Annotated in this window: 23 protein-coding genes and 1 tRNA gene; 9 read left to right on the top strand and 15 right to left on the bottom strand. The window is 62.4% G+C overall.

Translation table 11 applies throughout. The features are described from left to right. Positions 1–179: 179 nt before the first annotated feature. The gene (locus tag Q8R81_RS14310; RefSeq protein ID WP_305618930.1) at positions 180–659 is read left to right on the top strand and encodes a peroxiredoxin; all 480 of its coding nucleotides are present in this window, start codon (positions 180–182) and stop codon (positions 657–659) included. A gap of 81 nt (positions 660–740) precedes the next feature. Here Q8R81_RS14310 and Q8R81_RS14315 read toward each other — a convergent pair whose 3' ends face one another. From Q8R81_RS14315 to Q8R81_RS14335, 5 genes are all read right to left on the bottom strand, one after another. Then, positions 741–1,490, bottom strand: a complete 750-nt coding sequence (locus Q8R81_RS14315) for a TorF family putative porin (RefSeq protein WP_305618932.1) — start codon at positions 1,488–1,490, stop codon at positions 741–743. Between the two features lie 14 nt (positions 1,491–1,504). After that, positions 1,505–1,954: a hypothetical protein gene (locus tag Q8R81_RS14320; RefSeq protein WP_305618934.1), complete on the bottom strand. Its 450-nt coding sequence runs from the start codon at positions 1,952–1,954 to the stop codon at positions 1,505–1,507. 112 nt (positions 1,955–2,066) lie between these two features. Continuing rightward, entirely contained in the window at positions 2,067–2,681 is a 615-nt protein-coding gene (folE, locus tag Q8R81_RS14325) for a GTP cyclohydrolase I FolE (RefSeq protein WP_305618936.1), read from the bottom strand. Further along, the gene (locus Q8R81_RS14330; protein ID WP_305618938.1) at positions 2,678–4,258 is read right to left on the bottom strand and encodes a phospholipase D-like domain-containing protein; all 1,581 of its coding nucleotides are present in this window, start codon (positions 4,256–4,258) and stop codon (positions 2,678–2,680) included. Before Q8R81_RS14330 ends, folE begins: the two co-directional genes overlap by 4 nt. A gap of 127 nt (positions 4,259–4,385) precedes the next feature. Further along, a complete protein-coding gene (locus Q8R81_RS14335; protein WP_305618940.1) occupies positions 4,386–4,697 on the bottom strand; it encodes a septum formation initiator family protein in 312 nt (103 codons plus the stop codon). Between the two features lie 140 nt (positions 4,698–4,837). On the opposite strand from Q8R81_RS14335, the gene Q8R81_RS14340 reads away from it, so the two are divergent. Next, complete coding sequence (locus tag Q8R81_RS14340) at positions 4,838–6,706, top strand: acyltransferase family protein (protein ID WP_305618942.1); 1,869 nt, start codon at positions 4,838–4,840, stop codon at positions 6,704–6,706. Positions 6,707–6,718: 12 nt separating this feature from the next. On the opposite strand, the gene Q8R81_RS14345 is transcribed toward Q8R81_RS14340, so the two are convergent. The 4 genes from Q8R81_RS14345 to grxC all read right to left on the bottom strand — a co-directional run bounded on the left by Q8R81_RS14345 (position 6,719) and on the right by grxC (position 8,421). Further along, positions 6,719–6,795 (bottom strand) — tRNA-Arg (locus tag Q8R81_RS14345). Positions 6,796–6,848: 53 nt separating this feature from the next. Continuing rightward, a complete protein-coding gene (locus Q8R81_RS14350) occupies positions 6,849–7,325 on the bottom strand; it encodes a DUF1178 family protein (RefSeq protein ID WP_305618944.1) in 477 nt (158 codons plus the stop codon). Next, complete coding sequence (locus tag Q8R81_RS14355) at positions 7,322–8,119, bottom strand: carbon-nitrogen hydrolase family protein (RefSeq protein ID WP_305619408.1); 798 nt, start codon at positions 8,117–8,119, stop codon at positions 7,322–7,324. The genes Q8R81_RS14350 and Q8R81_RS14355 overlap by 4 nt, the downstream gene beginning before the upstream one ends. 44 nt (positions 8,120–8,163) lie before the next feature. After that, on the bottom strand, positions 8,164–8,421 hold the full coding sequence (gene grxC / locus Q8R81_RS14360) for a glutaredoxin 3 (RefSeq protein ID WP_305618945.1): 258 nt from the start codon (positions 8,419–8,421) through the stop codon (positions 8,164–8,166). A 170-nt stretch (positions 8,422–8,591) separates the two neighbouring features. On the opposite strand from grxC, the gene Q8R81_RS14365 reads away from it, so the two are divergent. Next, the gene (locus tag Q8R81_RS14365) at positions 8,592–9,053 is read left to right on the top strand and encodes an Hsp20 family protein (RefSeq protein WP_305618947.1); all 462 of its coding nucleotides are present in this window, start codon (positions 8,592–8,594) and stop codon (positions 9,051–9,053) included. 51 nt (positions 9,054–9,104) lie between these two features. Here Q8R81_RS14365 and Q8R81_RS14370 read toward each other — a convergent pair whose 3' ends face one another. The 4 genes from Q8R81_RS14370 to tpiA all read right to left on the bottom strand — a co-directional run bounded on the left by Q8R81_RS14370 (position 9,105) and on the right by tpiA (position 12,949). Next, the gene (locus Q8R81_RS14370; RefSeq protein ID WP_305618949.1) at positions 9,105–9,794 is read right to left on the bottom strand and encodes a Crp/Fnr family transcriptional regulator; all 690 of its coding nucleotides are present in this window, start codon (positions 9,792–9,794) and stop codon (positions 9,105–9,107) included. 87 nt (positions 9,795–9,881) lie between these two features. Beyond that, positions 9,882–11,510 carry a CTP synthase gene (locus Q8R81_RS14375; protein ID WP_305618950.1) on the bottom strand — a complete coding sequence of 543 codons (1,629 nt, stop codon included), beginning with the start codon at positions 11,508–11,510 and terminating at the stop codon, positions 9,882–9,884. Between the two features lie 166 nt (positions 11,511–11,676). Further along, on the bottom strand, positions 11,677–12,078 hold the full coding sequence (gene secG / locus Q8R81_RS14380; RefSeq protein ID WP_305619410.1) for a preprotein translocase subunit SecG: 402 nt from the start codon (positions 12,076–12,078) through the stop codon (positions 11,677–11,679). Between the two features lie 100 nt (positions 12,079–12,178). Beyond that, positions 12,179–12,949, bottom strand: a complete 771-nt coding sequence (gene tpiA / locus Q8R81_RS14385) for a triose-phosphate isomerase (protein ID WP_305618952.1) — start codon at positions 12,947–12,949, stop codon at positions 12,179–12,181. Positions 12,950–13,227: 278 nt separating this feature from the next. On the opposite strand from tpiA, the gene Q8R81_RS14390 reads away from it, so the two are divergent. From Q8R81_RS14390 to trpC, 6 genes are all read left to right on the top strand, one after another. Then, positions 13,228–15,168, top strand: coding sequence for a peptidylprolyl isomerase (locus Q8R81_RS14390; RefSeq protein WP_305618954.1), 1,941 nt, complete (start codon positions 13,228–13,230; stop codon positions 15,166–15,168). 4 nt (positions 15,169–15,172) lie between these two features. Then, positions 15,173–16,711 carry an anthranilate synthase component I family protein gene (locus Q8R81_RS14395; RefSeq protein ID WP_305618956.1) on the top strand — a complete coding sequence of 513 codons (1,539 nt, stop codon included), beginning with the start codon at positions 15,173–15,175 and terminating at the stop codon, positions 16,709–16,711. A gap of 59 nt (positions 16,712–16,770) precedes the next feature. Next, a complete protein-coding gene (locus tag Q8R81_RS14400; protein ID WP_305618958.1) occupies positions 16,771–17,565 on the top strand; it encodes a GIY-YIG nuclease family protein in 795 nt (264 codons plus the stop codon). Further along, positions 17,565–18,152: an aminodeoxychorismate/anthranilate synthase component II gene (locus tag Q8R81_RS14405; protein WP_305618960.1), complete on the top strand. Its 588-nt coding sequence runs from the start codon at positions 17,565–17,567 to the stop codon at positions 18,150–18,152. The genes Q8R81_RS14400 and Q8R81_RS14405 overlap by 1 nt, the downstream gene beginning before the upstream one ends. Next, positions 18,149–19,138: an anthranilate phosphoribosyltransferase gene (gene trpD, locus Q8R81_RS14410; protein WP_305618962.1), complete on the top strand. Its 990-nt coding sequence runs from the start codon at positions 18,149–18,151 to the stop codon at positions 19,136–19,138. Before Q8R81_RS14405 ends, trpD begins: the two co-directional genes overlap by 4 nt. A gap of 183 nt (positions 19,139–19,321) precedes the next feature. Then, a complete protein-coding gene (trpC, locus tag Q8R81_RS14415) occupies positions 19,322–20,110 on the top strand; it encodes an indole-3-glycerol phosphate synthase TrpC (RefSeq protein ID WP_305618964.1) in 789 nt (262 codons plus the stop codon). Here trpC and Q8R81_RS14420 read toward each other — a convergent pair. Continuing rightward, positions 20,107–22,644: an ABC transporter permease gene (locus Q8R81_RS14420; RefSeq protein ID WP_305618965.1), complete on the bottom strand. Its 2,538-nt coding sequence runs from the start codon at positions 22,642–22,644 to the stop codon at positions 20,107–20,109. The two genes, trpC and Q8R81_RS14420, sit on opposite strands and share 4 nt — an antisense overlap. Beyond that, complete coding sequence (locus tag Q8R81_RS14425) at positions 22,641–23,345, bottom strand: ABC transporter ATP-binding protein (protein WP_305618966.1); 705 nt, start codon at positions 23,343–23,345, stop codon at positions 22,641–22,643. The genes Q8R81_RS14420 and Q8R81_RS14425 overlap by 4 nt, the downstream gene beginning before the upstream one ends. Positions 23,346–23,517 lie beyond the last annotated feature (172 nt).

Below are 23,517 nucleotides of genomic sequence, written 5' to 3' on the forward strand. Positions count from 1 at the left end.
CTGGAGTGCCCATAGCGCGCGACAGACGCTTGCGCAAACTTAATATAAAGTTTTCTTTATATCGCTCTCTTTTGACCGAAGCCCTTCCCCCGGTTGCAGACCGCAATGCCGCCCCTATATCCATGCAGCCATACCGGAAAGGGGCACCGCCGCCCCGCCCAAACGAAAGGAAATTGGGGATGACTATCGCTGTTGGAGACAAGCTGCCCGACGTGAAGATCGTCAAGGCAACCGCAGACGGCCCTGAAGCCGTTCAGTCCGCCGACTATTTCAAGGGCAAGAAGGTTGCCCTCTTCTCCGTCCCCGGCGCGTTCACCCCGACCTGCTCGGCCAAGCACCTGCCGGGCTATGTGGAAAAGGCCGCCGAACTGAAGGCCAAGGGTATCGACGAGATCGCCTGCACCGCCGTCAACGATCCCTTCGTGATGAAGGCTTGGGGCGCTGCTTCCGGATCGGCTGATGTGACCATGCTGGCTGACGGCAACGGCGACCTTGCCGAAGCACTTGGCCTGACGATGGACGGCTCGGGCTTTGGCCTTGGCAAGCGTGGCCAGCGCTTCTCGATGGTTGTGAATGACGGCGTGGTCGAACAGCTCTTCGTCGAAGCACCGGGCGACTTCAAGGTCAGCGCCGCTGAGTACATGATCGACAACATCTGACTCGATGCAGGCTCGCCACGGCGAGAATGTTATTCAGATACGGAAAGCCCCCGCACCTGCGGGGGCTTTCTTGTATCCGGGTCAGAAGGACATACGCACCCGCGCCAGCACGCGGTCACCTGCGTGCTTCAGGTCTGCAAAGGGCGAGATTGAGACGGTTTGTGCAACATCGATGTCAGTGCCAACGTAGTCCACGCCGAAAGTGAACGGAAACTGGTTGAACTCTGCGCCAACCTTCCAGTCAGTATAGTCCCCGGCAGGGCGCAACCGTGCAGAGCGTGAATCCTGCGTGTCGCCAGTGGTATAGCCAAGCGCGGCAAACACCGAGACCGGAAAGCCCGGCAACCCGGCATCCGCGGTTGCGCGCAAATGCAGATTATCACCGCCGATGTTATCCTGCTTGGGCGCATACCACGCCATGCCGCCCACTTGCAGCGGCCCGATTGAATAGCGCGCGCCCAGGCCCAATTCGCCGTAGTTCATGTTGCTGTCGGCATTTGTGAAAACGTGGCCGATGGCTTCGGTCCGCAGGGTAAAGGCCCCCGCCTCCCAGTCCTTGCCCAAAGCCAGATCCGCCACCGCATCTGCGTTTGCATGACGGTCCGATTTGCGCAGCATGGCCAAGCGAAGCGAAGCGTCAAGTCCGCCGAAACCCACGCGGGCATCGGCAGAGCCAGACACTTCACCATCGCTCCAGCTAAGGCCGCGCCGCACTTCGTCGGTCGTCGCCTCCACGCCAGCATCCACCGACTGCGCTTGAACTTGTGGCGCAAGGCTGACAGCAATTGCGCCAATAAGAGCCGCGCCAAGGCTGCGGTGGATGCCGGTCATGTGTTCAATGCTCCTTATCCCACGCGCTGTTTTGCGTGGGCGCTATCTGCTTCAACGAGGATCACGTCACGATCCTGCGCCACCATCGCCATCATCGCGTTGCGCAATTCATCGCGGCGCGCTTCAACGATCTGGTCGATGCCACTGCCCCGTTCAGAGCACCATCCCGGTGACGTTCCCTTGATCACGTCATCGCGCGTCATTGAACGCTTTGCCTGCAAACTTGCGCCGACTTGTGCATGGCGCTCGACCGAAAGGGAAACGGACCACTGACAGCGCAATGACGAAGGGCGACCGCCGACCCCGGCAGTGCCGATCTGCTGCATTTCCACGCGGGTCGCTCCGGTATAGTCAGCTGCGATCGGGCCAACGGGATGTTCGATCACCGCCTTATGCTCCATCGCCTGTGCGGGTGCGCTCAACACCAGTCCCGCCGCAATTCCTGCGAATGCGAAAGTCTTCATGTTCCTGTCTCCTGCTGCGTCCCGGTTTTTTCCCGGTGACGCTTCGAAGATAGGCTTTCGGTGTCGAGCCGCCAAGCAATCGGCCTGTAATGTTTCTTTGCTGTGCAGCAGATCAATAGCCCATCAGGCTTAGCACTTCCTTGCGGCTGCGTTCGTCGTCCAGGAAAGTGCCCATGAGCCTGCTGGTGACCATGCCAACGCCGGGTGTGCGCACGCCGCGGGCGGTCATGCAGGCATGGCTCGCCTCGATCACCACAGCAACGCCATGAGGCTTGAGGTTCTGCCAGATGCAATCTGCAACCTCGGCGGTGAGGCGTTCCTGAATCTGCAAGCGGCGCGCAAATCCATGCAGCACGCGGGCCAGCTTGGAAATGCCCACCACCTTGTCACGCGGCAGATAGGCAATAGCTGCCTTGCCGATGATCGGGGCCATGTGATGTTCGCAATGGCTTTGGAACGGGATGTCTTTCAGCAGAACGATCTCGTCGTATCCGCCCACTTCCTCAAACTGACGCGCAAGGTGGATCGCCGGGTCTTCGCCATAGCCCTGACAATACTCCTTCCACGCCCGCGCAACGCGCTTGGGCGTATCCAGCAAGCCTTCACGCGCCGGATCATCGCCTGCCCAGCGCAGCAACGTGCGGATAGCGTCCTGCACGTCGGCAGGCACCGGAGCCTTGCCACGTGCCAGATCGTCGTCTTCGTCCGTCCCCACCAAACTGCTCATCGCGCGTCCTTATGCTTTCCCGGCCGCCGCAAGAAGCGGCTTCTGAACAACCCCTTGCGGTAGAAGGAGAGCATCTCCTCCGGCCGTTCAGGATCGAGCACCTCGTTGTCAGCAAGCGCCTGCTCCGCCTCGCTCAACTCGTGCGGAACGAAGGCCCCAAGCCTTTTCCCGTCCTGCGGCGCAGCTACGATCATTGCGGCCATTGTGTCATGCTGTTCGAGCAGTTCCGCTACCTGTTTGGGCGAAATACCGCAATGCTCTGCCAGCAGCGAAATGCGCAAGCGCCGGATGGCATCGCCGCAGTGATCGTTGCCGGGCCGCGCACAATCGATGAACACGTCGCACTCGCTGTCCAGCCCCATCGAGCGGTTGTTGAGATTGGCTGAACCGATGCGCAGGATTTCGTCATCGACGATGGTAAGTTTTGAATGGACGTAGATTGGCTGCCCACCCACCGTAAACGGATGCCACACCGAAAAGCGCTGCTTGTGATCAGCTTGCTGGATCGCACGCACCAACTGGACACGCGCACCGTCCATCGCAGCCTGCTCAAGCCATCCGTCCGAGCTTTGCGGATTGATCAGCACAACCTCGGGCGGGTCCGGCTCCATCATGCGTTGCGCAATCGCCTCGGCCACAGAGCGTGAGGAGAAATACTGGTTTTCAAAGTAGATGAAACGCTTTGCGCGCGCGATGTGTTCGATGAACAAAGCTTCGATTTCACGCACTTCGCGCGCTTCGGCATAGTGTGAGCGCGTGCGTGCAATCCCGATCTCGACATCTCGGAATTCTGCCTCGATATGCCCGGGCCACGGCGAGGACTTCTGCGGCTTGCATGGCCCAAACGGCTTTCCGCCCGCCTGCTCCCACCGCTTGCGTCCGAAATCGCCCAACACGCGCGCGGCCTCGCCTTCCAGCAGCATCGTGCAATCATGCCACGGCCCATATGTGCCGCCTCCCGGCCGTTTCCGGCGCGGGTCATTATCCAGATGATCGCGGGTGTCCCAACGATCACCAGCCATGTCGATGCCCCCGCAAACAGCAAAACGATCATCGATAACGGCAATTTTCTGGTGGTGGCTGCAGCCTAGCGGATGCGCACTATCAAGCTTGAATACGATGCGCGGATGACGCCACCAGCGCAGCAGATCAAGCATCATTGAGCCGCGAAAGAACGCCTTGAGCGCGCCGAAATTCCACTTCAAAACCCGCACATCGATGTTTTTTCGGCGATTGGCCAGCCACAGGATGAACGGGCCAAGCCGTGCCGGCGAAACGCTGCGGCGCGGAAGGTTCCACCAACGGCGCCCTCCGCCAATCATGATGCGCGTGTCAAAGTCCCAACCGATCAGGAAAATTCGCTGCTGCGCCCGCATCATCGCATCACGGATCAACGCAAAGTAATCCGCTGCATCAATTACCGCGTGCGCACGGCTGGCATGGACATAGCGCCAGACTGAAGAGGAGTGAGGCTGCATCTGATCAGCGCCTGCATCGCTGCCAACCACGGATTCCTGCAACGCATCGGCCTGCAATATGCCGGCCGGGTCTTCGCCACCACGGCGCTTCTGCGTCAAACCAGATCCCCTTTAACCACAGCCGTCATGCGCCCTTCACCAAACACCATCAAGCCGCAAATGGCCAAAGCGTTCCCCGCCGGGCCTTCGCAAATTCCGGATGCACTGGCTGGACAAGAATGCCAGCTCAATTTTTTACGGGAATGACCAGCTCGTCAGGATGGGCAACATTAAGATTGCTGCGAAGCAATTCGCCGACAAGATCAGGGTCGGCGTGACGCGGGTCGAGCAGCGCGACGCGGTTCTTCACACGATCACGCTCAGCCGTGAGCCGGGCGATTTCCTGCTGGCGCTGCTCAAGCAGGCGCGCATTTTCGCCCCAGGCGAGCAAACCGCTTGGTCCTGCAACGCCTGCAGCGCCGAGCAGCAGCAGCGCGATAAGCGCCAGCGACTGTGTCAGACTGTCTTTCGGGAGCAACGGAGACCTGCGGGTGTTCATGATTTTTGTTGAATCACAAAAGCATCTGCGGATCAAGCACCAAAGTCCCCTACCGCAAAACTCTGTAGGCGTCAGCAGAACGCCCGAAGACGCCGCACCGATACGCAGGATTAACCTTGTGCGGATAGAATGTATGCCGAATGAGTTCTGCTACCGCCTATCGCCGTGACATCGACGGACTTCGCGCTTTTGCGATCCTGCCGGTGCTTGCCTTCCACGCAAAGCTGCCGGGCTTTTCCGGCGGCTTTGTCGGCGTGGACGTGTTCTTCGTCATTTCCGGCTTTCTGATCACGGCCATCATCGCACGCGAGATTGATGCTGGGCAGTTTTCGTTGCTGAGGTTCTACGAACGCCGCGCACGCCGCATCCTGCCGGCCCTGCTGGTGATGATCGCTGCCGTGCTGGTGCTGGCTGCATGGCTGTACTTGCCCGCCGATTTTGCTGCCGTGCCACGCTCGGCGCTGATGACGCTGGGGTTTCTCGCCAACGTCTGGTTCTTCACCCAAACAGGATATTTCGGCGGCCCGGCCGATGCAATGCCGTTGCTCCACTGCTGGTCATTGGCGGTGGAAGAGCAGTTTTACGTGGCTTTTCCCGCTGTGCTCTGGCTTTGCGCAAAATTCGCGCCGCGCCAGCGATTAACCATCATTGCAGTGCTTGCGCTCGCCAGTTTTGCGCTCGCTGTGTCGAAGCAAGCCGATACCGATGGCTTTGCGTTCTACCTGCTTCCTGCCCGCGCATGGGAACTTCTGGCAGGATCGATGCTGGCGCTCTTGGCCCAACCACAGCCTGACAGCCGCCCCCTGCCGCAATCGCTTGCACTGGTTGGGCTGGCCCTGATCGTGTGGCCGGTGTTTGCCTACGGCCGCACTACGGTGTTTCCCGGCGTCACTGCACTGGCCCCGGTACTGGGCACGGTTATGCTGATCCGCTTCGCCCCGGGCACTGTGGTGGGGCGCATGCTGTCGCTGCCGTTGCTGGTTGGCGTCGGACTCATCTCCTACTCGCTGTACTTGTGGCACTGGCCACTGATCGTATTTGCCGAATATGTTTCCAACGCTCCCCTTGTCGGCGCAAGGCAGGCCGTCGTTATTGCCGCCAGCTTCGTTTTGGCATGGGCGAGCTGGCGCTATATCGAGCGCCCCTTCCGCAATGCGCAGCGTTTCAGCCGTCGCCGTATTTTTACACTCAGCGCTGTCGGCATGGGCGTGATTGCGGCCACCGCTGTGGCGGTCTTGCCGCTGGGCGGTTGGCCCGCGCGCTTCCCGGCACAAGTCACGCGCATGGCCGAGGCCGTCAACGACATCAGCCCAAAGCGCGGTGCCTGCATCCTTGACAGCGCCGGAGGCGACCGCCCCGACTGCGTTCTCGGCGCTGCCACCTCGCCAACCGCCGCGCTATGGGGCGATAGCCACGGCGTCGAACTGGCATTTGCGCTGGGCGAAAAGCTGGAGCGCAGCGGTGGCGCTATTGTCCAGCGGACCCGTGCGAGCTGTCCGCCCGTCGTTGGCTACACTGTGGCGTCAGATCCCGGCTGCGGGCAAAGCAATGCCAACACACTCCAGCACTTGCTGGCGTCTCACAACATCAAGCGGGTCTATCTTGTCGCGTTCTGGGCTAGCCCAGCCTATCGCCAACCCGGCATGATCCGCATGATCGACGATACAATCAGCCGATTGCAGGCGGCGGGCAAGCAGGTGGTCCTCATCGGCCCGGTGCCACGCCAGCCCTTCGACGTCCCCCGCCATCTGGCCCACGCCACCGCACGCGGCACACTTGCATCAGCGCGTGGAACAACCCTTGCGAAGTATCGCGACGAAACATCGTGGCTAACGTCACAATATCCCCGCTGGACAAGCAGAAACGTGGCCATCATCGACCCGCTGGCCGCACTGGGCAACGGTGATCATTCGCGCCTCAGCATTGGCGGAAAGCCTGCCTATTTCGATTCCCACCACCTCAGCCTGACAGGCGCGCGAGCAGTAATAGCGAGCGCACGCATCGATTGAAACTGCGGAAAATGGTGCGCCCGACGGGATTCGAACCCATGGCCCCCAGATTAGGAATCTGGTGCTCTATCCTGCTGAGCTACGGGCGCCCGCGTTGTCTTTAGGCAGGCAGGCGAGTGCTGGCAACGCTGTTTGGGCGAATTCAGTTGGCTTCCTCAGGCGGGATCACCGGCACGAGCAGTGGCGCCACTTGAATGCCCTCCTCGATCAGTTCACGCGCTTCATCCAGCGTCGCCTTACCGTGGATGGCCGCCGCATCCTTTTCGCCATAATGCATGGCGCGGGCATCATCGGCGAACTTTTCGCCCACCCATGTGGACGACTTGATGGCTTCGGCCTGCATTGCTGCCACAGCCTTGAACATGGCAACAGCTTCGGGCGGCAGCGGAAGGTTGGTGGCGGCTTGCGGCGGGACTGCCGGCCGTGCCGTGGCGACCGGCAACTGATTGCCCTTGCGGCCAAGATTCGGCGCCATCACGGCCTTGGTCACATCGGCCGATCCGCATGTGGGACAGGACACCAAGCCCCGCGCGCACTGGTCCTCATAGTCCGTCGACGAGCCGAACCACCCCTCGAAGCGATGACCCATCGGCTCGCATTGCAGATCGAAGACAATCATTCTCTCGATCTAGGGATTTCGCGCTTGTTGGCAAGGCTTGGCAACTGGGCGCGGACCTCAACCGTTCGGGCAGGGTCGATCGTCGCAAAGCCGAGCGACGTGCCCTCACCCCCATCGTAGAGCACTTCGCCCCAAGGATCGACGACCAGCGAATGGCCATAGGTCTCACGCCCATCCTCATGCAGTCCGCCTTGCGCCGCCGAAATGACCCACGCACTTGCCTCCACCGCGCGGGCGCGCTGCATCAGGTGCCAGTGCGCCTTGCCGGTAGGCACCGTAAACGCGGCCGGAATACGGATCACATCGCATCGCTGCTGCCCAAGTTCTTCAAACAAAGCCGGAAATCGCACATCATAACAGATCGCAAGGCCAAGCTTGCCGACCGGCGTATCGACCGTCACCACTTGCTCTCCCGGCGTGTAGGCCGCAGATTCCCGCCAGGTTTCGCCGGTTGCCAGATCGACGTCAAACATATGGATCTTGTCGTACCGGGCAGCAATCGCGCCGTCAGCATCAACCACGAAGCCCCGATTCGCCCACTTGCCATCATCGCGTAGTACGGCGAGCGATCCCAAGTCGATCCATAGACCCAGCTCCCGCGCCACATCGCAAGCCGCAGCCAGCACCGGGCTGTCGCGCTCGGGCACGATATTGGGCGTGGCCCGCGCACGGTTGCGATCAAGCAATCCGCACATCTCGGGCGTGAACAGCATCGCCGCCCCCGCGTCCGCAGCGTTGCGCGCGGCATTCACGATGGCAGTTGCATTGGCCTGCGGATCGATGCCGCTGGTCATCTGGAACAGCGCGACCTTGACCGGGCCGCGCGCCACCGCCCCCGTCACAGGCCGAGCATCATATCCAGCTTGCCCTGCGCATTCAGTGCCGAGAGTTGGTCAGACCCGCCCACGTGAATGCCATCAATGAAGATTGAAGGCACTGTCAGGTGGCCGGGCGCACGATCCAGCATCTCCGCCTTCTTCGGCCCGCCCATCGTGACGTCAAATTCTTCATAAGCCACGCCCTTGCCGTCGAGCAGCTGCTTGGCGCGCGAGCAATAGGGGCAGCCCCACTTGGTATAGATTTCGACCTTTGGCATATTCGACATGAGCACCTCGAAAAGGGGTCTTGAAATGCGAAATTGGCTAACACACATGGGTTCACGTGTCATGCGCCGCAAGTCGGGCATGGCCACCAAACCGCCAAGGCGGGCGCCGGGTTCCGGGCACGCCAAGGCAAGTGCAGATTGCTCATGTTGAGGATATTGCCATGAACCGTTTTGATTTTACGCCCTATCGCCGCACCACCGTGGGTTTTGATCGCCTGTTCGACCTGCTCGAACGCCAGGCCCGCGCCAATGCTGGTGACAACTATCCCCCCTTCAATATCGAGCGCAGCGGCGATGAATCCTATCGGATCACGCTGGCAGTTGCCGGATTCAAGGCCGAGGATATTGACATCACCGCGCAGCAGAACCTGCTGGTGGTCAAGGGCCAGCGGCCCGAACCGAGCGAACGCGAGTACCTGCATGTCGGCATTGCCAACCGTGGGTTCGAACGCCGCTTTGAACTGGCCGATTTCGTCCGCGTCGAAGCCGCCGACCTTGCCGACGGCCTGCTGGCGATTGATCTTGTCCGTGAAGTGCCCGAGGCGATGAAGCCGAAAAAGGTGATCATCGGGGGGCACACCCAGCTCAAGGTGATCGAGGGCGACAACTCTGCCGCCGCCTGATCTGGTGTAATATAAACCAAAGGGCGGGCCTCAGCGTCCGCCCTTTGTACGTCACCAGGCCTCGGCCACATCGATCAGCGCGTCGCGGTCAAGGATCGTCACTCGCCCGCCCTTCAACCCGACCATGCCGTTTTCCGCCCATGCGGAGAGCTGACGATTGATCTGTTCGCGGGACATACCCGCAAAGTTTCCAAGTTCGCCTTGGCTCAATGCGATCTTCAATTGGTTCTCGTTGCCTGCACCCTCGGCCATCATCAGCCGCAGCAGGAACCGCGCCAGCCTTGGCCCTGACGTGTAGGCGCGGTCCGCCTCGATCACCGCATTGTTCTGACGCAACCTTCGCGCCATCGCTTTGAGCAGGCGCAGCGCCAGCCCCTTGTGCTTTTCGATGATGTCGGAAAAAGCGCCGCGCGTCAGCACCAGTGCCTCGACAGGGTCGATCACCTCGACCGTTGCCGTGCGCTCACCCCCGTCAAGAAAGGCAATCTCGCCCAGAACGTGCCCCGGTTCGGCATAATCCAGAATGATCTCACGGCCGTTGGCCGCAACCATGCTTACGCGGGCCAGCCCTTTGAGGACGATGAACAGGGTCGATCCTTGCTCACCCTGCCCCATCAGGACTTGTCCGGGTTTGAACGCCCGCACTTGCCCGCGCGCGATGATGTCGGAAAGTTCAGCCTCCTCGCAATCAGCAAAGAGACTCTGCGCCGTCAGCGCCTCGGCCAACCGTGCCGCATCCATTACGCCATCCCCTGAATACTTGCCCCAAGTGCGTTCAGGGGCAACTAATCAGGGAATACCGCTAAATACCAGTGATTTTGCGCACCATCAAACCAGACGCGCCTGCTTCACCGCCGCAGCAATGAATCCCGCAAAAAGCGGGTGCGGTTCAAAAGGCCTGCTTTTCAGTTCCGGGTGGAACTGCACGCCGATAAACCAAGGATGGTCGGGCCGCTCAACGATTTCCGGCAGTAGTCCGTCGGGCGACATGCCAGAGAACACAAGGCCGCCCTTTTCAAGGCGCTCCTTGTAAGCGACGTTCACTTCGTAACGATGGCGGTGCCGTTCGCTGATGTCGGTCGCGCCATAGACGTTGGCGATATGGCTATTGCCTGCCAACTTCGCCGGGTATGCGCCCAGCCGCATAGTGCCGCCCAGATCGCCGCCTTCAGAACGCTTTTCCAGCCCTTCAGACGTCATCCATTCGGTGATGATTCCCACAACCGGTTCATCGGTCGGACCGAACTCGGTTGACGACGCGTTGGCTATGCCCGCTGTGTTGCGTGCACCTTCGATGCAGGCCATTTGCATGCCAAGGCAGATGCCAAAGAACGGCACCTTGCGTTCCCGTGCAAAGCGCACCGATGCAATCTTGCCTTCGGTCCCGCGCTCGCCAAAGCCGCCGGGCACCAGAATGCCGTGCATCGGCTCCAGCGCTGCAGCGATCTCGTCGTCGTCCTGTTCGAACAGCTCGGCGTCGAGCCACTTGATCCGCACTTTCACCCGGTTGGCCATGCCACCGTGCACCAGCGCTTCGTTCAACGACTTGTAGGCGTCTTGCAGGCCGACATACTTGCCGACCACACCGATGGTCACTTCGCCTTCAGGGTTCGAATGCCGATCGACAATGTCATCCCAGCGCGCCAGATCCGGTTCAGGCGCAGTCATGCCGAAGTGGCGCAGCACTTCGCCGTCAAGGCCCTCGGCGTGATACTGCAGCGGGACCGAATAGATGCTTGATGCGTCAAGCGCTGGGATCACCGCCGATTTGCGTACATTGCAGAACTGCGCGATCTTCGCGCGTTCACCTTCGGGCAGCGGCTTTTCGCAGCGGCACAGCAGGATGTCAGGCTGGATGCCAAGCCCGGTCAATTCGCGCACCGAATGCTGCGTCGGCTTGGTCTTCAACTCACCGGCCGCCGCGATATAGGGCACCAGCGTAACGTGGACGAAACAGGTCTCGTCCCTCATTTCATTGTGCAGTTGGCGCAACGCTTCAATGAAGGGCAGCCCCTCGATGTCGCCCACCGTGCCGCCAATCTCGCACAACACAAAATCCAGATCTTCGGTTTCCGCCTGAGCAAATTCCTTGATCGCATCAGTCACATGCGGGATCACCTGCACCGTCGCCCCAAGGTAATCCCCGCGCCGTTCCTTGGCGATGATGTCGCGATAGATGCGGCCCGACGTAATGTTGTCAGCCTGCCGCGCCGAGACGCCGGTAAAGCGCTCGTAGTGGCCAAGATCAAGGTCGGTCTCGGCACCGTCGTCAGTCACATAGACTTCGCCGTGCTGATACGGACTCATCGTGCCCGGATCGACGTTCAAATAAGGGTCAAACTTGCGGATCCGGACGCGAAATCCGCGCGCCTGCAGCAGCGCTGCAAGGCTTGCCGCCATAAGACCTTTGCCGAGCGAGGAAACCACGCCGCCGGTGATAAAAATGTACCGCGTCATGGGAGTCGGGCCTTAGCGTCAGAGGTTGCAGTTGCGCAAGCGGTTGCGGCTGTAATCTCTGCCGCAATCCACAGGCGTGGTCGAATTCGCATTGATCGAACGCAACAAGAGAGCCGCCCCGCGACCGTTGGGAAGCGGGTCGGCGGTCTGTCTTGCTCAAAAAACCTTATTGAGGGGCAGCGCCACCCAGTGGATCAGCAGCCGGAGCTTGCGCTGCTGCCGGAGCCGCACCCGAAGGAGCAGCGACAGGCTGGCCACCTTGTGCCGGTGCCAGCGGATCGGCGGCGGGCGCATTTTGCACCGGCGCAACACGCTCAAGCGACGTGTCGATCTCGCGGCTTGATGTCGTGCCCACGGCCAGCGCTGCCAGCGTGATGCTCAACACCACGAACGCCGTTGCCAGAATCGTCGTCATGCGCGTCATGAAATCGGCCGCGCCACGTGCCGACATGAACCCGGCCGGGCTTCCACCCACGCCAAGGCCACCGCCTTCAGACTTTTGCATCAGGATCACGACGACAAGCAGCGCCGCAACGATTGCCTGAACCACGGTGAGGAAAATGAACAGCGACATGAATCTCTACCCTTCGCGCCGATGAGCGCAGGAATTTCCGGCCATGTAGGCGCGAGAACGCCTCGGCGCAACCCGCGCGATGTGCTTAAGGCTATCAGGCCTCGCCAATACCCGCCGCTGCCACGATCGGAAGAAACGCCTCAGCCGTCAGGCTCGCGCCGCCAACCAGCGCGCCGCTCACCCCGTCAGCCGCCAGCAGTTCCGCCGCATTCCCTGCGTTAACCGACCCGCCATAGAGGATGCGCACTTTCGCGCCGCTCTCTCCATAAAGCGCCAGCAAACGCTCACGAATGGCGGCATGCATCGCAACCACATCGGATACAGCGGCAACACGCCCCGTCCCGATGGCCCAGACCGGTTCATAAGCTACGGCAACCTTGCTTGCGGCAACGGCCTCACCAAATGCATCTGCATCGGGCAACGAGCCATCAACCTGACCGGAAACGACCGCCTCAGCCTTGCCCGCGTCCCGCTCTTCCAGCGTTTCACCGACACAAACGATGATACCAAGGCCTGCGGAAAGCGCCGCTTCCGCCTTGGCTTTCACCACAGCGTCGCTCTCACCATGATCCTTGCGCCGTTCGCTGTGCCCCACGATCACCACGTCCGCGCCGGTATCGACCAGCATCGCAGCAGAAACATCGCCGGTATGCGCGCCCTTGGCCTGTGCGTGGCAGTCCTGCCCGCCCACGCCCATTGCCGTCACAGCCTCACGCAACGCGCCGATCAGCGTGAACGGAGGAGCCAGCGCCACTTGCACATCGGGATAGCGGGCTGCCGCACGGTCGATAGCGCGAGCTTCGGCCAGCATGGCGCGGCTCCCGTTCATCTTCCAGTTGCCAACAATATATGGACGATGCGACATGATCAGCCCGTTCCCCTGTTATACCCTGCCGAGACACAAAGTCTCGAAACATTCAAATTGGGCCGATTTGGCCCTGAGTCGCCGGGCGGCTATCAAACCCTGAGTGATTCTGCAAAACCCCTGATCGCATAAGTGCTTAATCAGCACGGTGCGCAGACGCACATTGCCGCACTCAAGGCGCTGCGCACCATTGCGGGAATTGCGTTTGGCTCCTAAGGCATCGGCAAATTGTCATTCGGTGCCCTTGGGTGCCCTGAAAAAGAGACGAACACCCGCAAATGCTCGGCTTCTTCCGCTCGTTCCTGAAATCCCGCATCGGCGTCGTCGTTGCGCTTCTCTTCCTCGGCCTCATCGCGCTTGCCTTTGCCAGCGCGGATGTCACCGGCAGCGGCTTTGGCGGCATCGCCGGGGGTGATCGCGCGGCAAAGGTCGGCTCCAGCCGTGTCGGCACTGCCGAACTGGCCAAGGCGCTGACCAACGCCTTCGAACAGGAACGCCAGCGCCAACCCGGCCTGACGATGAAGCAGTTCCTCGATGCAGGCGGCATGGAAACCGTGCTCACCGGGCTGACCGACCGCCTCGCTATGGCCGAATGGGGCAAGCGCCACGGCATGGTGGCGAGTGATCGTCTGGTCGACAGTGAGATCGTGAAAATTCAGGCGTTTCAGGGTGTTGACGGCAAGTTCAGCCAAACAACCTATGAACAACTGCTCGCCCAGCGCGGCTTGACCGACAAGGAAGTGCGCAAGGATCTGGGGCAAGGCCTGCTCGCTCGCCAACTCCTGTTGCCTGCCGCATTTGGCGCGCAGATGGCCGATGAATCCGTGCAGCGCTACGCCGCGCTCCTCACCGAAAAGCGCATCGGCACCATCGCCACGATCCCGTCGCTGGCCTTCGCCCCCGCCTCACCGCCGGACGCGAACACGCTGAGCGCGTTCTACAACGCCAACAAGGGCCGCTACATGCAGCCCGAACGGCGCACGATCCGCTACCTCGTGGTCGATGAAGCCACCCTCAAGACGGTGCCAGCCCCTACCGAGGCCGAAGTGGCCAACCGCTACAAGCTCAACACCGCCGTCTATTCCCCGTCGGAACAGCGCTCGGTCACGCAGGTGATCGTCCCCACCGAAGCCGCCGCCAAAGCGCTCGCCGCCGAAGTGGGCAGCGATGGCTCGCTGGAAAACGCCGCCCGTGCAAAGGGCCTCGTCCCCAGCAAGCTGGAAAGCCAGACGCGCGATACGCTGGCCAGCCAGACCGCCAAGCCTGTCGCCGACGCAGCATTCTCCGCCGCGCAAGGCACGCTTGCCGCACCCGCCAAGTCCGGTCTCGGGTGGCATGTGGTCAAAGTTGACGCGGTGAAGCGCAACGAGGGCAAAACGCTCGATCAGGCCCGCCCTGAGCTTGTCGCCGCACTAACACTCGAAAAGCGCCGCGCCGCCCTGTCCGATCTTGCCGCTCAGGCAGAGCAGGAAATCGACGGCGGCACCGGCCTTGCCGATATCGCCAAGACGTTGAATCTCACCGTCGCCACCACGCCGCCGCTCACCGCCAATGGCAGCGTTTATGGCAAGCAGGGCGAAAAGGTCGCCGAAGACCTCGCCCCGCTGGTGCAGGCTGCGTTCGCAATGGAGCGTGAAGGCGAAGCACAACTGGCTGAACTGAAGCCGGGCGAAAAATTTGCAATCTTCGATGTCGGCCAACTCACTGCCGCCACCCCTGCCCCGCTCGATCTGATCAAGGGCAATGTCGCTCGCGATTGGGCCGTCGATCAAGGCTCGGCCAAGGCCAAGGCAGCGGCTGACAAGATCCTCGCCGCGCTGAACAAGGGCACGCCGATGGCCGAAGCGCTCAAGCTGGCAGGCGTTGCCCTGCCCGCGCCGCAGCCGATCGATCTGCCGCGCGCCGCGCTGACCCAGATGCAGGGCCAAGTCCCCGCCCCGCTTGCACTGCTCTTCGCGATGGCAAAGGGCAGCAACAAGCGGCTCGAAGGCGCGGACAAGGCTGGCTGGTATCTCGTCGCCCTCAAAGACATCGTGATCGGCGATGTAAAGCGCGGCGATCAGGTCTTCGCACAGGCCGCACGCTCGTTCGCAGCCGACAGCGGCGATGAATTCGCCCAGCAACTGCGCAGCGCCATCCGCAAGGACATTGGCGTCGAGCGCAACGAAGCCGGTATCAAGGCCGTCCGCGATCAGCTGACCGGCGCAAACACGCAGTAAATCAATGATCACAGCCATCGCAGACCCTATCACCGCACTGCCTGAAAACCACGGCCCAGCGCTCACCCAGCTCACCGCCGGAAAGCCCGCGCTGGTTTGGCGCAAGCTGATCGTGGATACCGAAACCCCGGTCGGCGCAGCGCTGAAACTGATGGAATCAGGGCGCGGCGATTTCCTGCTCGAATCCGTGCAGGGCGGCGAAGTGCGCGGGCGCTACAGCCTGCTCGGGATTGACCCGGATCTGGTCTTCCGCGCCACCGGCACCAGCGCCGAAATCAACCGCGTCTGGCGGCACGACAAGGCCGCTTTCACCTCGCTGCCCGATAACGCGCTGACAGAACTGCGCGCGCTCGTCTCCGCCTGCCGGATCGATGTGCCCGCCGCCCTGCCCCCGGCACTCGCCTGCCTCGTCGGCTATTTCGGCTACGAGACAATCGGCCTCGTCGAGAAACTTCCGCGGCCTGCGCAAAGCGACCTCGTCCTGCCCGACATGCTGTTCACCCGCCCCACCGTGGTGCTGGTGTTCGATCGCCTGTCCGACGAACTCTTCGCCATCGCGCCGGTCTGGGCCGAAGGCGGCGCACCTGCCCAACTGCTCGAAACCGCCGCCGAGCGCATCGACAGCGCTCTGCGCAAACTGGCCGACCCGGTCCCCGCCGACACGCGCCTCGCCGAAAGCGTCGACGTGACCCCGCAACCGGTCATGCCGTCGGCAAACTATGCGCAGATGGTCATGCGCGCAAAAGACTACATCGAGGCGGGCGACATCTTCCAGGTGGTCCTCGCCCAGCGCTTCACCGCGCCCTTCCCGCTGCCGCCCATCGCGCTTTACCGCGCCTTGCGCCGCATCAACCCCTCGCCCTTCCTCTACTTCCTCGACATGCCAGGCTTCGCGCTCACCGGCTCAAGCCCGGAAATCCTCGTCCGCATTCGTGACGGGCAAGTCACCATCCGCCCCATCGCCGGAACCCGCCCCCGCGGAAAGACGCCCGAAGAAGACCGCGCCAACGAACTCAGCCTGCTCGACGATCCCAAGGAACGCGCCGAACACCTGATGCTGCTCGACCTCGGCCGTAACGATGTGGGCCGCGTGGCCAAGGCCGGCACGGTCAAAGTCACCGAAAGCTACACGGTCGAACGCTACAGCCACGTCATGCACATCGTCTCGAACGTGGTCGGCCAACTCGACACCAACCGCGCCGACAGCGTGGACGCCCTCTTCGCCGGTTTCCCCGCAGGCACCGTGAGCGGCGCGCCCAAGGTCCGCGCCTGCGAAATCATCGCCGAACTCGAACCCGAAACCCGCGGTGCCTACGCCGGCGGCGTCGGCTACTTCGCCCCCGACGGCTCAGTCGACAGCTGCATCGTCCTGCGCACCGGCGTGGTCAAAGACGGCGTCCTCCACGCCCAGGCAGGCGCAGGCATCGTGGCGGACAGCAACCCCGAATACGAACAGCGCGAGTGCGAGTTGAAGAGCGGCGCGCTGTTTGCGGCGGCGCGCGAGGCTGTGCGGGTGGCGAGTGAACCTCGTTTCGGACAGTGAGCTGTTTTCGTTTTAACTCTTTGCTCCAATTGGCTGGAATAAGCCCAGCTGAGACGGTCTTGCTGCGGCATCAGAAGGTAATTTCTGGCCGCCCTACTCCGTATGGACTCTGGCGCACTAACCTTGCGGAGTTCGATCGTTTTCAAAGCTATCAAAGCCCGAAAGACAGAAGTTTCTTCTCACGCCCCAATTGGGCCAGCTTCGTAGTGACACCAAGTGGCGAAACGCTTTTCGTCGGCTTGTACGAGGTTAAGTTGATAGGATCAGCGCCTTCGGATGTTATAGATCCAGTCACAGGCGTCGCCCCCGGAGCCGACAAGACCAAAGAACCAATTACCCCCCCTTACGATCTATATTCACTCATCCGTTCCAACGCATTGGCGGATTACGCCGGACGCATTGTTATAGATTGGGGTAAAGGCCATCGTAGTTGGAGGCAGGTTGCTAGCAAGCAGGATAAGCAAGTCATCGAACTCCGAAGGGGGGTTATCGAACCGCCCTTCCCCGGCTTTCTTCGCTTCATTGGCTCATTGAGTGAAATTGCTTCTCTCCCAGTCGCTTGGCAGGAGGCGCTATCTTCGGTTCGTGGCATCTATCTTTTGACGTGCCCGAAAACCCGTGAACAGTATGTCGGGATGGCCAGTTCAAGTGGTGGCTTCCTACAGCGATGGATGGAATATGTGGTCACGGGTCACGGAGGCAATCTTGGTCTCAAACTTCGTGATCCCAGCGATTACCAAGTGAGCATCCTGGAGGTATGTGGATCGTCAGCGACTCTCGACGACATCGCTGGTTGTGAGGGACTTTGGAAACGGAAACTTCAAAGCCGCGAAATGGGATTGAACAAAAACTAATGATCCTCGTCATCGACAACTACGACAGCTTCACCTGGAACCTCGTCCACTACCTGATGGAGATGGGCGCCGAGGTTGAAGTCGTGCGCAATGATGCACTTACCGCTGAACAGGCGATCAAGACTGGCGCGCAAGGGTTTCTGCTCTCGCCCGGTCCCTGCACACCGAACGAGGCGGGCGTCAGCCTCGACCTTGTCGGCGCGGCGGCGGATGCGAATTTGCCGCTGCTTGGCGTGTGCCTCGGCCACCAGTCTATCGGGCAGTATTTCGGCGGGAAGGTCGTGCGCGGCGGGCTGATGCATGGCAAGACCAGCCCCGTCACCCACGATGGAACCGGCGTATTCGCAGGCCTGCCCTCGCCCTTCATCGCCACGCGCTATCACTCGCTGATCGTGACCGACATTCCCGATTGCCTCGAAGTCAACGCGCAGTCCGATGACACGCACGTCATGGGCTTCCGCCACACCTCGCTGCCCATCCACGGCGTGCAGTTCCACCCGGAAAGCATCGCCACCGAGCACGGCCATGCGATGATCGGAAACTTCCTCAAGCTCTGCGGCATCAACACGCGTCCCGTCCCGGCATGAGCCTTCCAGACGTCACTCACCCGCTGGACGAGGCCGAAGCGGAACACGCCTTCGCCGCTGTGCTGGACGGCACCGTGTCGGACGAAGCAATAGCGCAGTTCCTCACCGCCCTGTCGGACCGGGGCGAGACCGCGTCTGAAATCGCCGGAGCCGCCCGTGCGATGCGCGCACGCATGATCCCCGTCAAAGCGCCTGCCAACGCCATAGACGTCTGCGGCACCGGCGGAGACGGGCACCACACGCTCAACGTTTCCACCGCCGTCAGCCTCGTCGTCGCGGCCTGCGGCGTGCCCGTGGCCAAGCACGGAAACCGCGCCGCAAGTTCAAAGGCAGGCGCGGCAGACACTCTCGAAGCCCTCGGCCTCAACCTTGATCGCGCCGCCGAAACCGCCGAGGAAACGCTGAACGACCTCGGCATCTGCTTCCTGTTCGCTGGAAAGCATCATCCGGCGATGGGCCGCATCATGCCCATCCGCAAGGCGCTGGGCCGCCGCACCATCTTCAACCTGATGGGGCCGCTCGCCAATCCCGCAGGCGTCCGCCGCCAACTCGTCGGCATCGCGCGCCCAGCCTATGTGCCGATCTACGCCGACGCCATGAGCCGCCTCGGCACCGACCACAGCATGGTCATCTCGGGCGACGAAGGCCTCGATGAATTGAGCCTAGCAGGGGGCAACGAACTGGCCGAAGTGCGTGGGCACGAAGTCCTGATGCGCCGCCTCACGCCACAAGACGCAGGCCTGCCCACCGCGCCCGTCGAAGCCCTGCGCGGTGGCGACGCACAATTCAACGCTGCCGCCCTGCGCGCCCTTCTTCAGGGCGAGGAAGGCCCCTACCGCAACGCCGTCCTGTTCAACGCCGCCGCTGCGCTTATCGTCGCAGGCGAAGCGCATGATTGGCACGAGGGTGTTGAAGAAGCCGCCGAAGCCATCGACAAAGGCCTCGCCAACGCGCTGCTCAACTGCTGGATCGCGGCGCTGAAATAGCGCCTGCCCACCCCCAACCCCTCCCGCCTGCGGGAGGGGAGCAAGTCAGCGCTACGACCATGCCCTCCCGCAGGCGGGAGGGCCGCGAGACTTACTGAACGCAGTGAAGTTAGTCGCAGCGGGGTGGGCTTGTCGAAAGACACACTTGCCCCCAACCGCGCAACCTCGCTAAAGCACCCGCAAATGACCGACATGCTCACCGAAATCTGCGACGCCAAGCGCAGCGAAGTCGCCGCCCGCAAGGCTGCAGTCTCCCTCGCAGACCTAGCCGCCCGCGCCAGCGAACAAAGCGCCCCGCGCGGTTTCGAAGCAGCACTGCGCGCCAAAGCGGCAACCGGCTACGCCCTGATTGCTGAAATCAAAAAGGCCAGCCCCTCCAAAGGCCTGATCCGCGCCGATTTCAGCCCCGCAGATCACGCGCGCGCCTATCAGGCTGGCGGAGCCGCCTGCCTCTCGATCCTCACCGACGCCCCCTATTTTCAGGGGCATGAGGACTACCTGATCGAAGCCCGTGCCGCCTGTACCCTGCCAGTGATCCGCAAGGACTTCATGGTCGATCCGTGGCAGTGCGCCGAAGCGCGCGCCATCGGTGCCGACGCCATCCTGATCATCGCCGCCTGCCTGTCAGACGCGCAAATGGCCGAAATCGAAGCCGCCGCCCACGAACACGGCATGGACGCGCTGGTCGAAGTTCACAACGAAGCGGAAATGGAGCGCGCCGCGCGCCTCAAATCCCGCCTGATCGGCGTTAACAACCGCGATCTGAAGCGCTTCGTCACCGACCTCGGCACCACCGAACGCCTCGCCACGCTGGCTCCCGAAGGCACACTGATGGTCAGCGAAAGCGGCATCAACACCCACGCCGACCTGCTCCGCCTCGAAAAGTGCGGCGCGCGCACGTTCCTTGTCGGTGAAGCGCTGATGCGTCAAGCCGATGTCGCGGCGGCGACGCGCGAACTGTTGCAAGGCTAGAGTTCGCGCAGCACCTGCGCCGGTCGCGTCCGCAGCAGACCAAGCGAGCCACCCACCGCCAGCACCATCACAAGCCCTACGCCAGCGCCCAGAACGCCCAGAATCCGGGGCCAATCGGGCAGCCAGTCGAACTCGAACAGCCACACCACCACGGCCCAGGCCACACCGCTGCCCAGCGCCAATGCCAAAGCGCACAGAAGTGCACCTAGCAGCACATACTCGGCCATCAGCAGCACCAAAAGCTGCTTGCGGCTCGCGCCAAGCACTCTCAAGATCACGTTGTCATAAGTCTTGCGTTCCCGCGCTGCCGCGATGGCTCCTGCCAGCACCGCCATGCCCGAAAGCACCGCAACACTCGCCGCCGCAAGGATCGCCGTGCCCATCTGCGACAGGATTTCCCGCGCTTGCCCCAACACCGGCCCGATCTCGACGACCGAGCTTGATGGCAGCGCTTTTACCAGCCCGCCAAGGATTACGCGGCGCACTTCTGGCGTTTTTTCCTTTTCCGGCAAGCTGATGGTCGCCGCCAGATTGTGCGGTGCATCGGCAATCGCGTTCGGGCTGAACACCAGCACGTAGTTGAAGCCCATGTTTTCCCAATCGATCCGCCGGAACGATGCGATCTTCGCGGTGCGCTCAACCCCCAGAATTGAAACGGAAATCCGGTCACCCAGCTTGAGGTTCAGTGCCTTGGCCAGATCGTCGTCGACCGAAACCAGCGGCTCCCCGGCGTAGTCAGTCGCCCACCATTCGCCCGCCGTCAGCGCGTTGCCCTCCGGCACCTCGGCAGAATATGTCAGCCCCCGGTCGCCGCGCAAAGGCCAAGCGTTTTCAGGTATTTCCTTGAGATCGGCGACCCGCGTCATCGCGCTTTCCGGCCCATAGGCAACGATGCTGCCACGTAGCGCCGGCACCTTGCGCACCTCGGCCCCCGGCGCGGCGGCCTTCACGATGCTATCGAACGCCGCGACTTTGCCCAGCGGCAGGTCCAGCACGAAGTAATCCGGCGCCTTGTTCGGCACCCGCTGCGCGATGTTGCCATCAAGGCTGGTCTGCACGCCCGCCAGCAGCACGAAGGCGGAAAGACCGAACCCCAGCGCGACCACCAGCGCGGACGTTTGCGCGCCCGGTCGGTGCAGGTTCGCCAGCGCCATCCGCGCGATTGCTCCCTTGGGCTTGGGCACCCGCGCCGCCAGCCTCTGCACACCCCAGCCCAGCGCAGAAAGCAGGACGAACAGCGCCGCTGCACCTGCAAGAAACCCCGCCGCCAGCAGCTTTTGCGGCGCAGTCAGCACCGCCAGCGCAACAATTCCGCCGAGGCCAAGCGCAACGGGCAGCACCGCCCCGCGCCAGCCGCCTTCCAGCGGACTGACCCGCGCGCGCATCAGCGCCATCGCCGGAAAACTCCGCGCCCGCACCAGCGGTGGCGCGGCAAAGGTCAGCGCGATCAATGCGCCATATGCTGCTGCAATCGCCAGTGCGCGCCAATCGAACACGAACCCCGGCTCGATCGGCAACAGGCCTTGCAGCGCCCGGCCCAGCAGCGGCGTAACGCTCACCCCTATCATCAGCCCGGCGATGATTGCCAACGAGGACGCTGCCGCCAATTGCAGCAAGTAAATCCGCGCGATGTCTCCGCTCGACGCGCCAAGGATCTTGAGCGTTGCGATCGAACTGCGCCGCGCCTCAAGATAGGAATTGACCCCGTTGCCAATGCCGATCCCGGCAATCGCCAAGGCAGCCAGCGCCACCAGCACCAGAAACTGCCCCATGCGCGAAACGAAGCGGTCCAGACCTGGCGAAGCTTTCTGGCGTGTGCGCACTTCATATCCGGCGAGCGGGAAACGCTCCTTGATGCTTTCACCCACCGTCACCGGATTGGCCCCGGAAGGCAGCTTTACGCGCAGCTTCGAACGCACCATCGACCCCGGCTGCACCAGCTTTGACGCATCGAGCGCCGCCTTGCCGATAATCACCGTTGGCCCGAGTGAAAAACCTTCGGCCAGCCGGTCAGGCTCTGATCCGATGACGCCGCCAACGGTCAGCACGGCTTCACCCACTTGCAGGCGATCACCAACTTTGACGTCAAGACGGTCTGCCACACCCGGCGCAATCCACGCCGTCATGCCCTGAGGCGCCCCGGCCTGCTTGCCGCCAACCAGCGTAAACCGTCCATAAAGCGGCCATTTCGCGTCGACGGCCTTCAATTCGATAGGCGTCGTGCGGGTATCAGCACCCGGCACGCGGGCCATCGCCTGCATGCGCGCGCCTTCGGAAAGCTCGCCCAAAGCCGCAATCGCCGCGCGCTCATCGGCTGCAGGCGTCCGCGCGGCCAGAGTGAATTCCAGATCCGCGCCCAGCATCTCGCGCCCGCGCGCTGCCAGTTCACTCTCAATCGCGCCGGTCAGCGTACCGATGGCCGAAAGCGCCGCCGTGCCCAGCACAAGACACACCAGCAGCAGTCGCAAGCCTTTGAACCGCCAGTCCAGCCCTCGCCGCGCCAATCCCCAGGCAGCGCTCCACGAAAGGTTCATGCGCTCATGTCCGCCACGGCATCAGACACGATCTGCCCATCGGCCAGCCGCACGATCCGCCCACAACGCGCGGCCAGCGCTTCATCGTGCGTCACCATGATAAACGTCGCGCCCGCTTCGCTTGCGCGGGCAAACAGCAAATCGGCCACGGCATCGCCATTGGCATGGTCAAGATTGCCAGTCGGCTCATCGGCAAACAGAATCGCGGGCTTGGGCGCCAGCGCGCGCGCAATCGCCACCCGCTGCTGCTCTCCGCCCGAAAGCTGCGCCGGATAGTGGTGCAGGCGGTGACCAAGGCCAACCGCCACCAGTTCCGCTTCGGCTCGCGCCATCGCATCGGCCATGCCTGCCAGTTCCAGCGGGGTCGCCACGTTTTCAAGTGCCGTCATCGTGGGCAGCAGGTGGAAGGCCTGCAGCACTATGCCGATGCGCCCCCGTCGTGCCGCCGCCAGCCCATCTTCATCCAGCGACGTAAAATCCGCGCCGGCTACGTTCAGCGTGCCGCCGCTCGCCCGCTCAAGCCCGGAAAGGATCGCCAGCAGCGAGGATTTGCCCGATCCTGATGGCCCAAGCAGCGCGAGCTTTTCGCCCTGCATGACTGTCAGGTCGATGCCGCGCAGTATCTCTACCCGCGCCTCCCCTGAACCGAGCGACAGGGTAAGGGCGGAAGCGGCGATGACCGGGGATGTGGTGTTTGTCACGGGCCTCAAGTGGCATGGATTGGTTGCAACGTGCAACCGGCACTTGGGTGCGCGACTGGCGAGTTTCAATGTGCGTGGTCCACCCTTTCCATAATCCTGAGCGGCGCAGCGGGATCGCGCTCGCCCAACCCTTGTCGCAACACCCTTCGACAAGCCCGGAATGAACGCGTAT

The sequence above is a fragment of the Novosphingobium sp. genome (assembly GCF_030696665.1).
GTDB lineage: Bacteria > Pseudomonadota > Alphaproteobacteria > Sphingomonadales > Sphingomonadaceae > Novosphingobium.

Excerpts from the sequence above, each read along its gene's own strand:
- Q8R81_RS14350 (WP_305618944.1), bottom strand. The coding sequence starts at position 7,325 with ATGATTGTCTTCGATCTGCAATGCGAGCCGATGGGTCATCGCTTCGAG.
- Q8R81_RS14420 (WP_305618965.1), bottom strand. The coding sequence starts at position 22,644 with ATGAACCTTTCGTGGAGCGCTGCCTGGGGATTGGCGCGGCGAGGGCTG.
- Q8R81_RS14340 (WP_305618942.1), top strand. The coding sequence starts at position 4,838 with ATGAGTTCTGCTACCGCCTATCGCCGTGACATCGACGGACTTCGCGCT.
- Q8R81_RS14365 (WP_305618947.1), top strand. The coding sequence starts at position 8,592 with ATGAACCGTTTTGATTTTACGCCCTATCGCCGCACCACCGTGGGTTTT.
- Q8R81_RS14405 (WP_305618960.1), top strand. The coding sequence starts at position 17,565 with ATGATCCTCGTCATCGACAACTACGACAGCTTCACCTGGAACCTCGTC.
- Q8R81_RS14370 (WP_305618949.1), bottom strand. The coding sequence starts at position 9,794 with ATGGATGCGGCACGGTTGGCCGAGGCGCTGACGGCGCAGAGTCTCTTT.
- folE (WP_305618936.1), bottom strand. The coding sequence starts at position 2,681 with ATGAGCAGTTTGGTGGGGACGGACGAAGACGACGATCTGGCACGTGGC.
- Q8R81_RS14310 (WP_305618930.1), top strand. The coding sequence starts at position 180 with ATGACTATCGCTGTTGGAGACAAGCTGCCCGACGTGAAGATCGTCAAG.
- trpD (WP_305618962.1), top strand. The coding sequence starts at position 18,149 with ATGAGCCTTCCAGACGTCACTCACCCGCTGGACGAGGCCGAAGCGGAA.
- Q8R81_RS14320 (WP_305618934.1), bottom strand. The coding sequence starts at position 1,954 with ATGAAGACTTTCGCATTCGCAGGAATTGCGGCGGGACTGGTGTTGAGC.
- grxC (WP_305618945.1), bottom strand. The coding sequence starts at position 8,421 with ATGCCAAAGGTCGAAATCTATACCAAGTGGGGCTGCCCCTATTGCTCG.
- tpiA (WP_305618952.1), bottom strand. The coding sequence starts at position 12,949 with ATGTCGCATCGTCCATATATTGTTGGCAACTGGAAGATGAACGGGAGC.
- Q8R81_RS14390 (WP_305618954.1), top strand. The coding sequence starts at position 13,228 with ATGCTCGGCTTCTTCCGCTCGTTCCTGAAATCCCGCATCGGCGTCGTC.
- Q8R81_RS14395 (WP_305618956.1), top strand. The coding sequence starts at position 15,173 with ATGATCACAGCCATCGCAGACCCTATCACCGCACTGCCTGAAAACCAC.
- Q8R81_RS14355 (WP_305619408.1), bottom strand. The coding sequence starts at position 8,119 with ATGACCAGCGGCATCGATCCGCAGGCCAATGCAACTGCCATCGTGAAT.
- trpC (WP_305618964.1), top strand. The coding sequence starts at position 19,322 with ATGACCGACATGCTCACCGAAATCTGCGACGCCAAGCGCAGCGAAGTC.
- Q8R81_RS14315 (WP_305618932.1), bottom strand. The coding sequence starts at position 1,490 with ATGACCGGCATCCACCGCAGCCTTGGCGCGGCTCTTATTGGCGCAATT.
- Q8R81_RS14375 (WP_305618950.1), bottom strand. The coding sequence starts at position 11,510 with ATGACGCGGTACATTTTTATCACCGGCGGCGTGGTTTCCTCGCTCGGC.
- Q8R81_RS14335 (WP_305618940.1), bottom strand. The coding sequence starts at position 4,697 with ATGAACACCCGCAGGTCTCCGTTGCTCCCGAAAGACAGTCTGACACAG.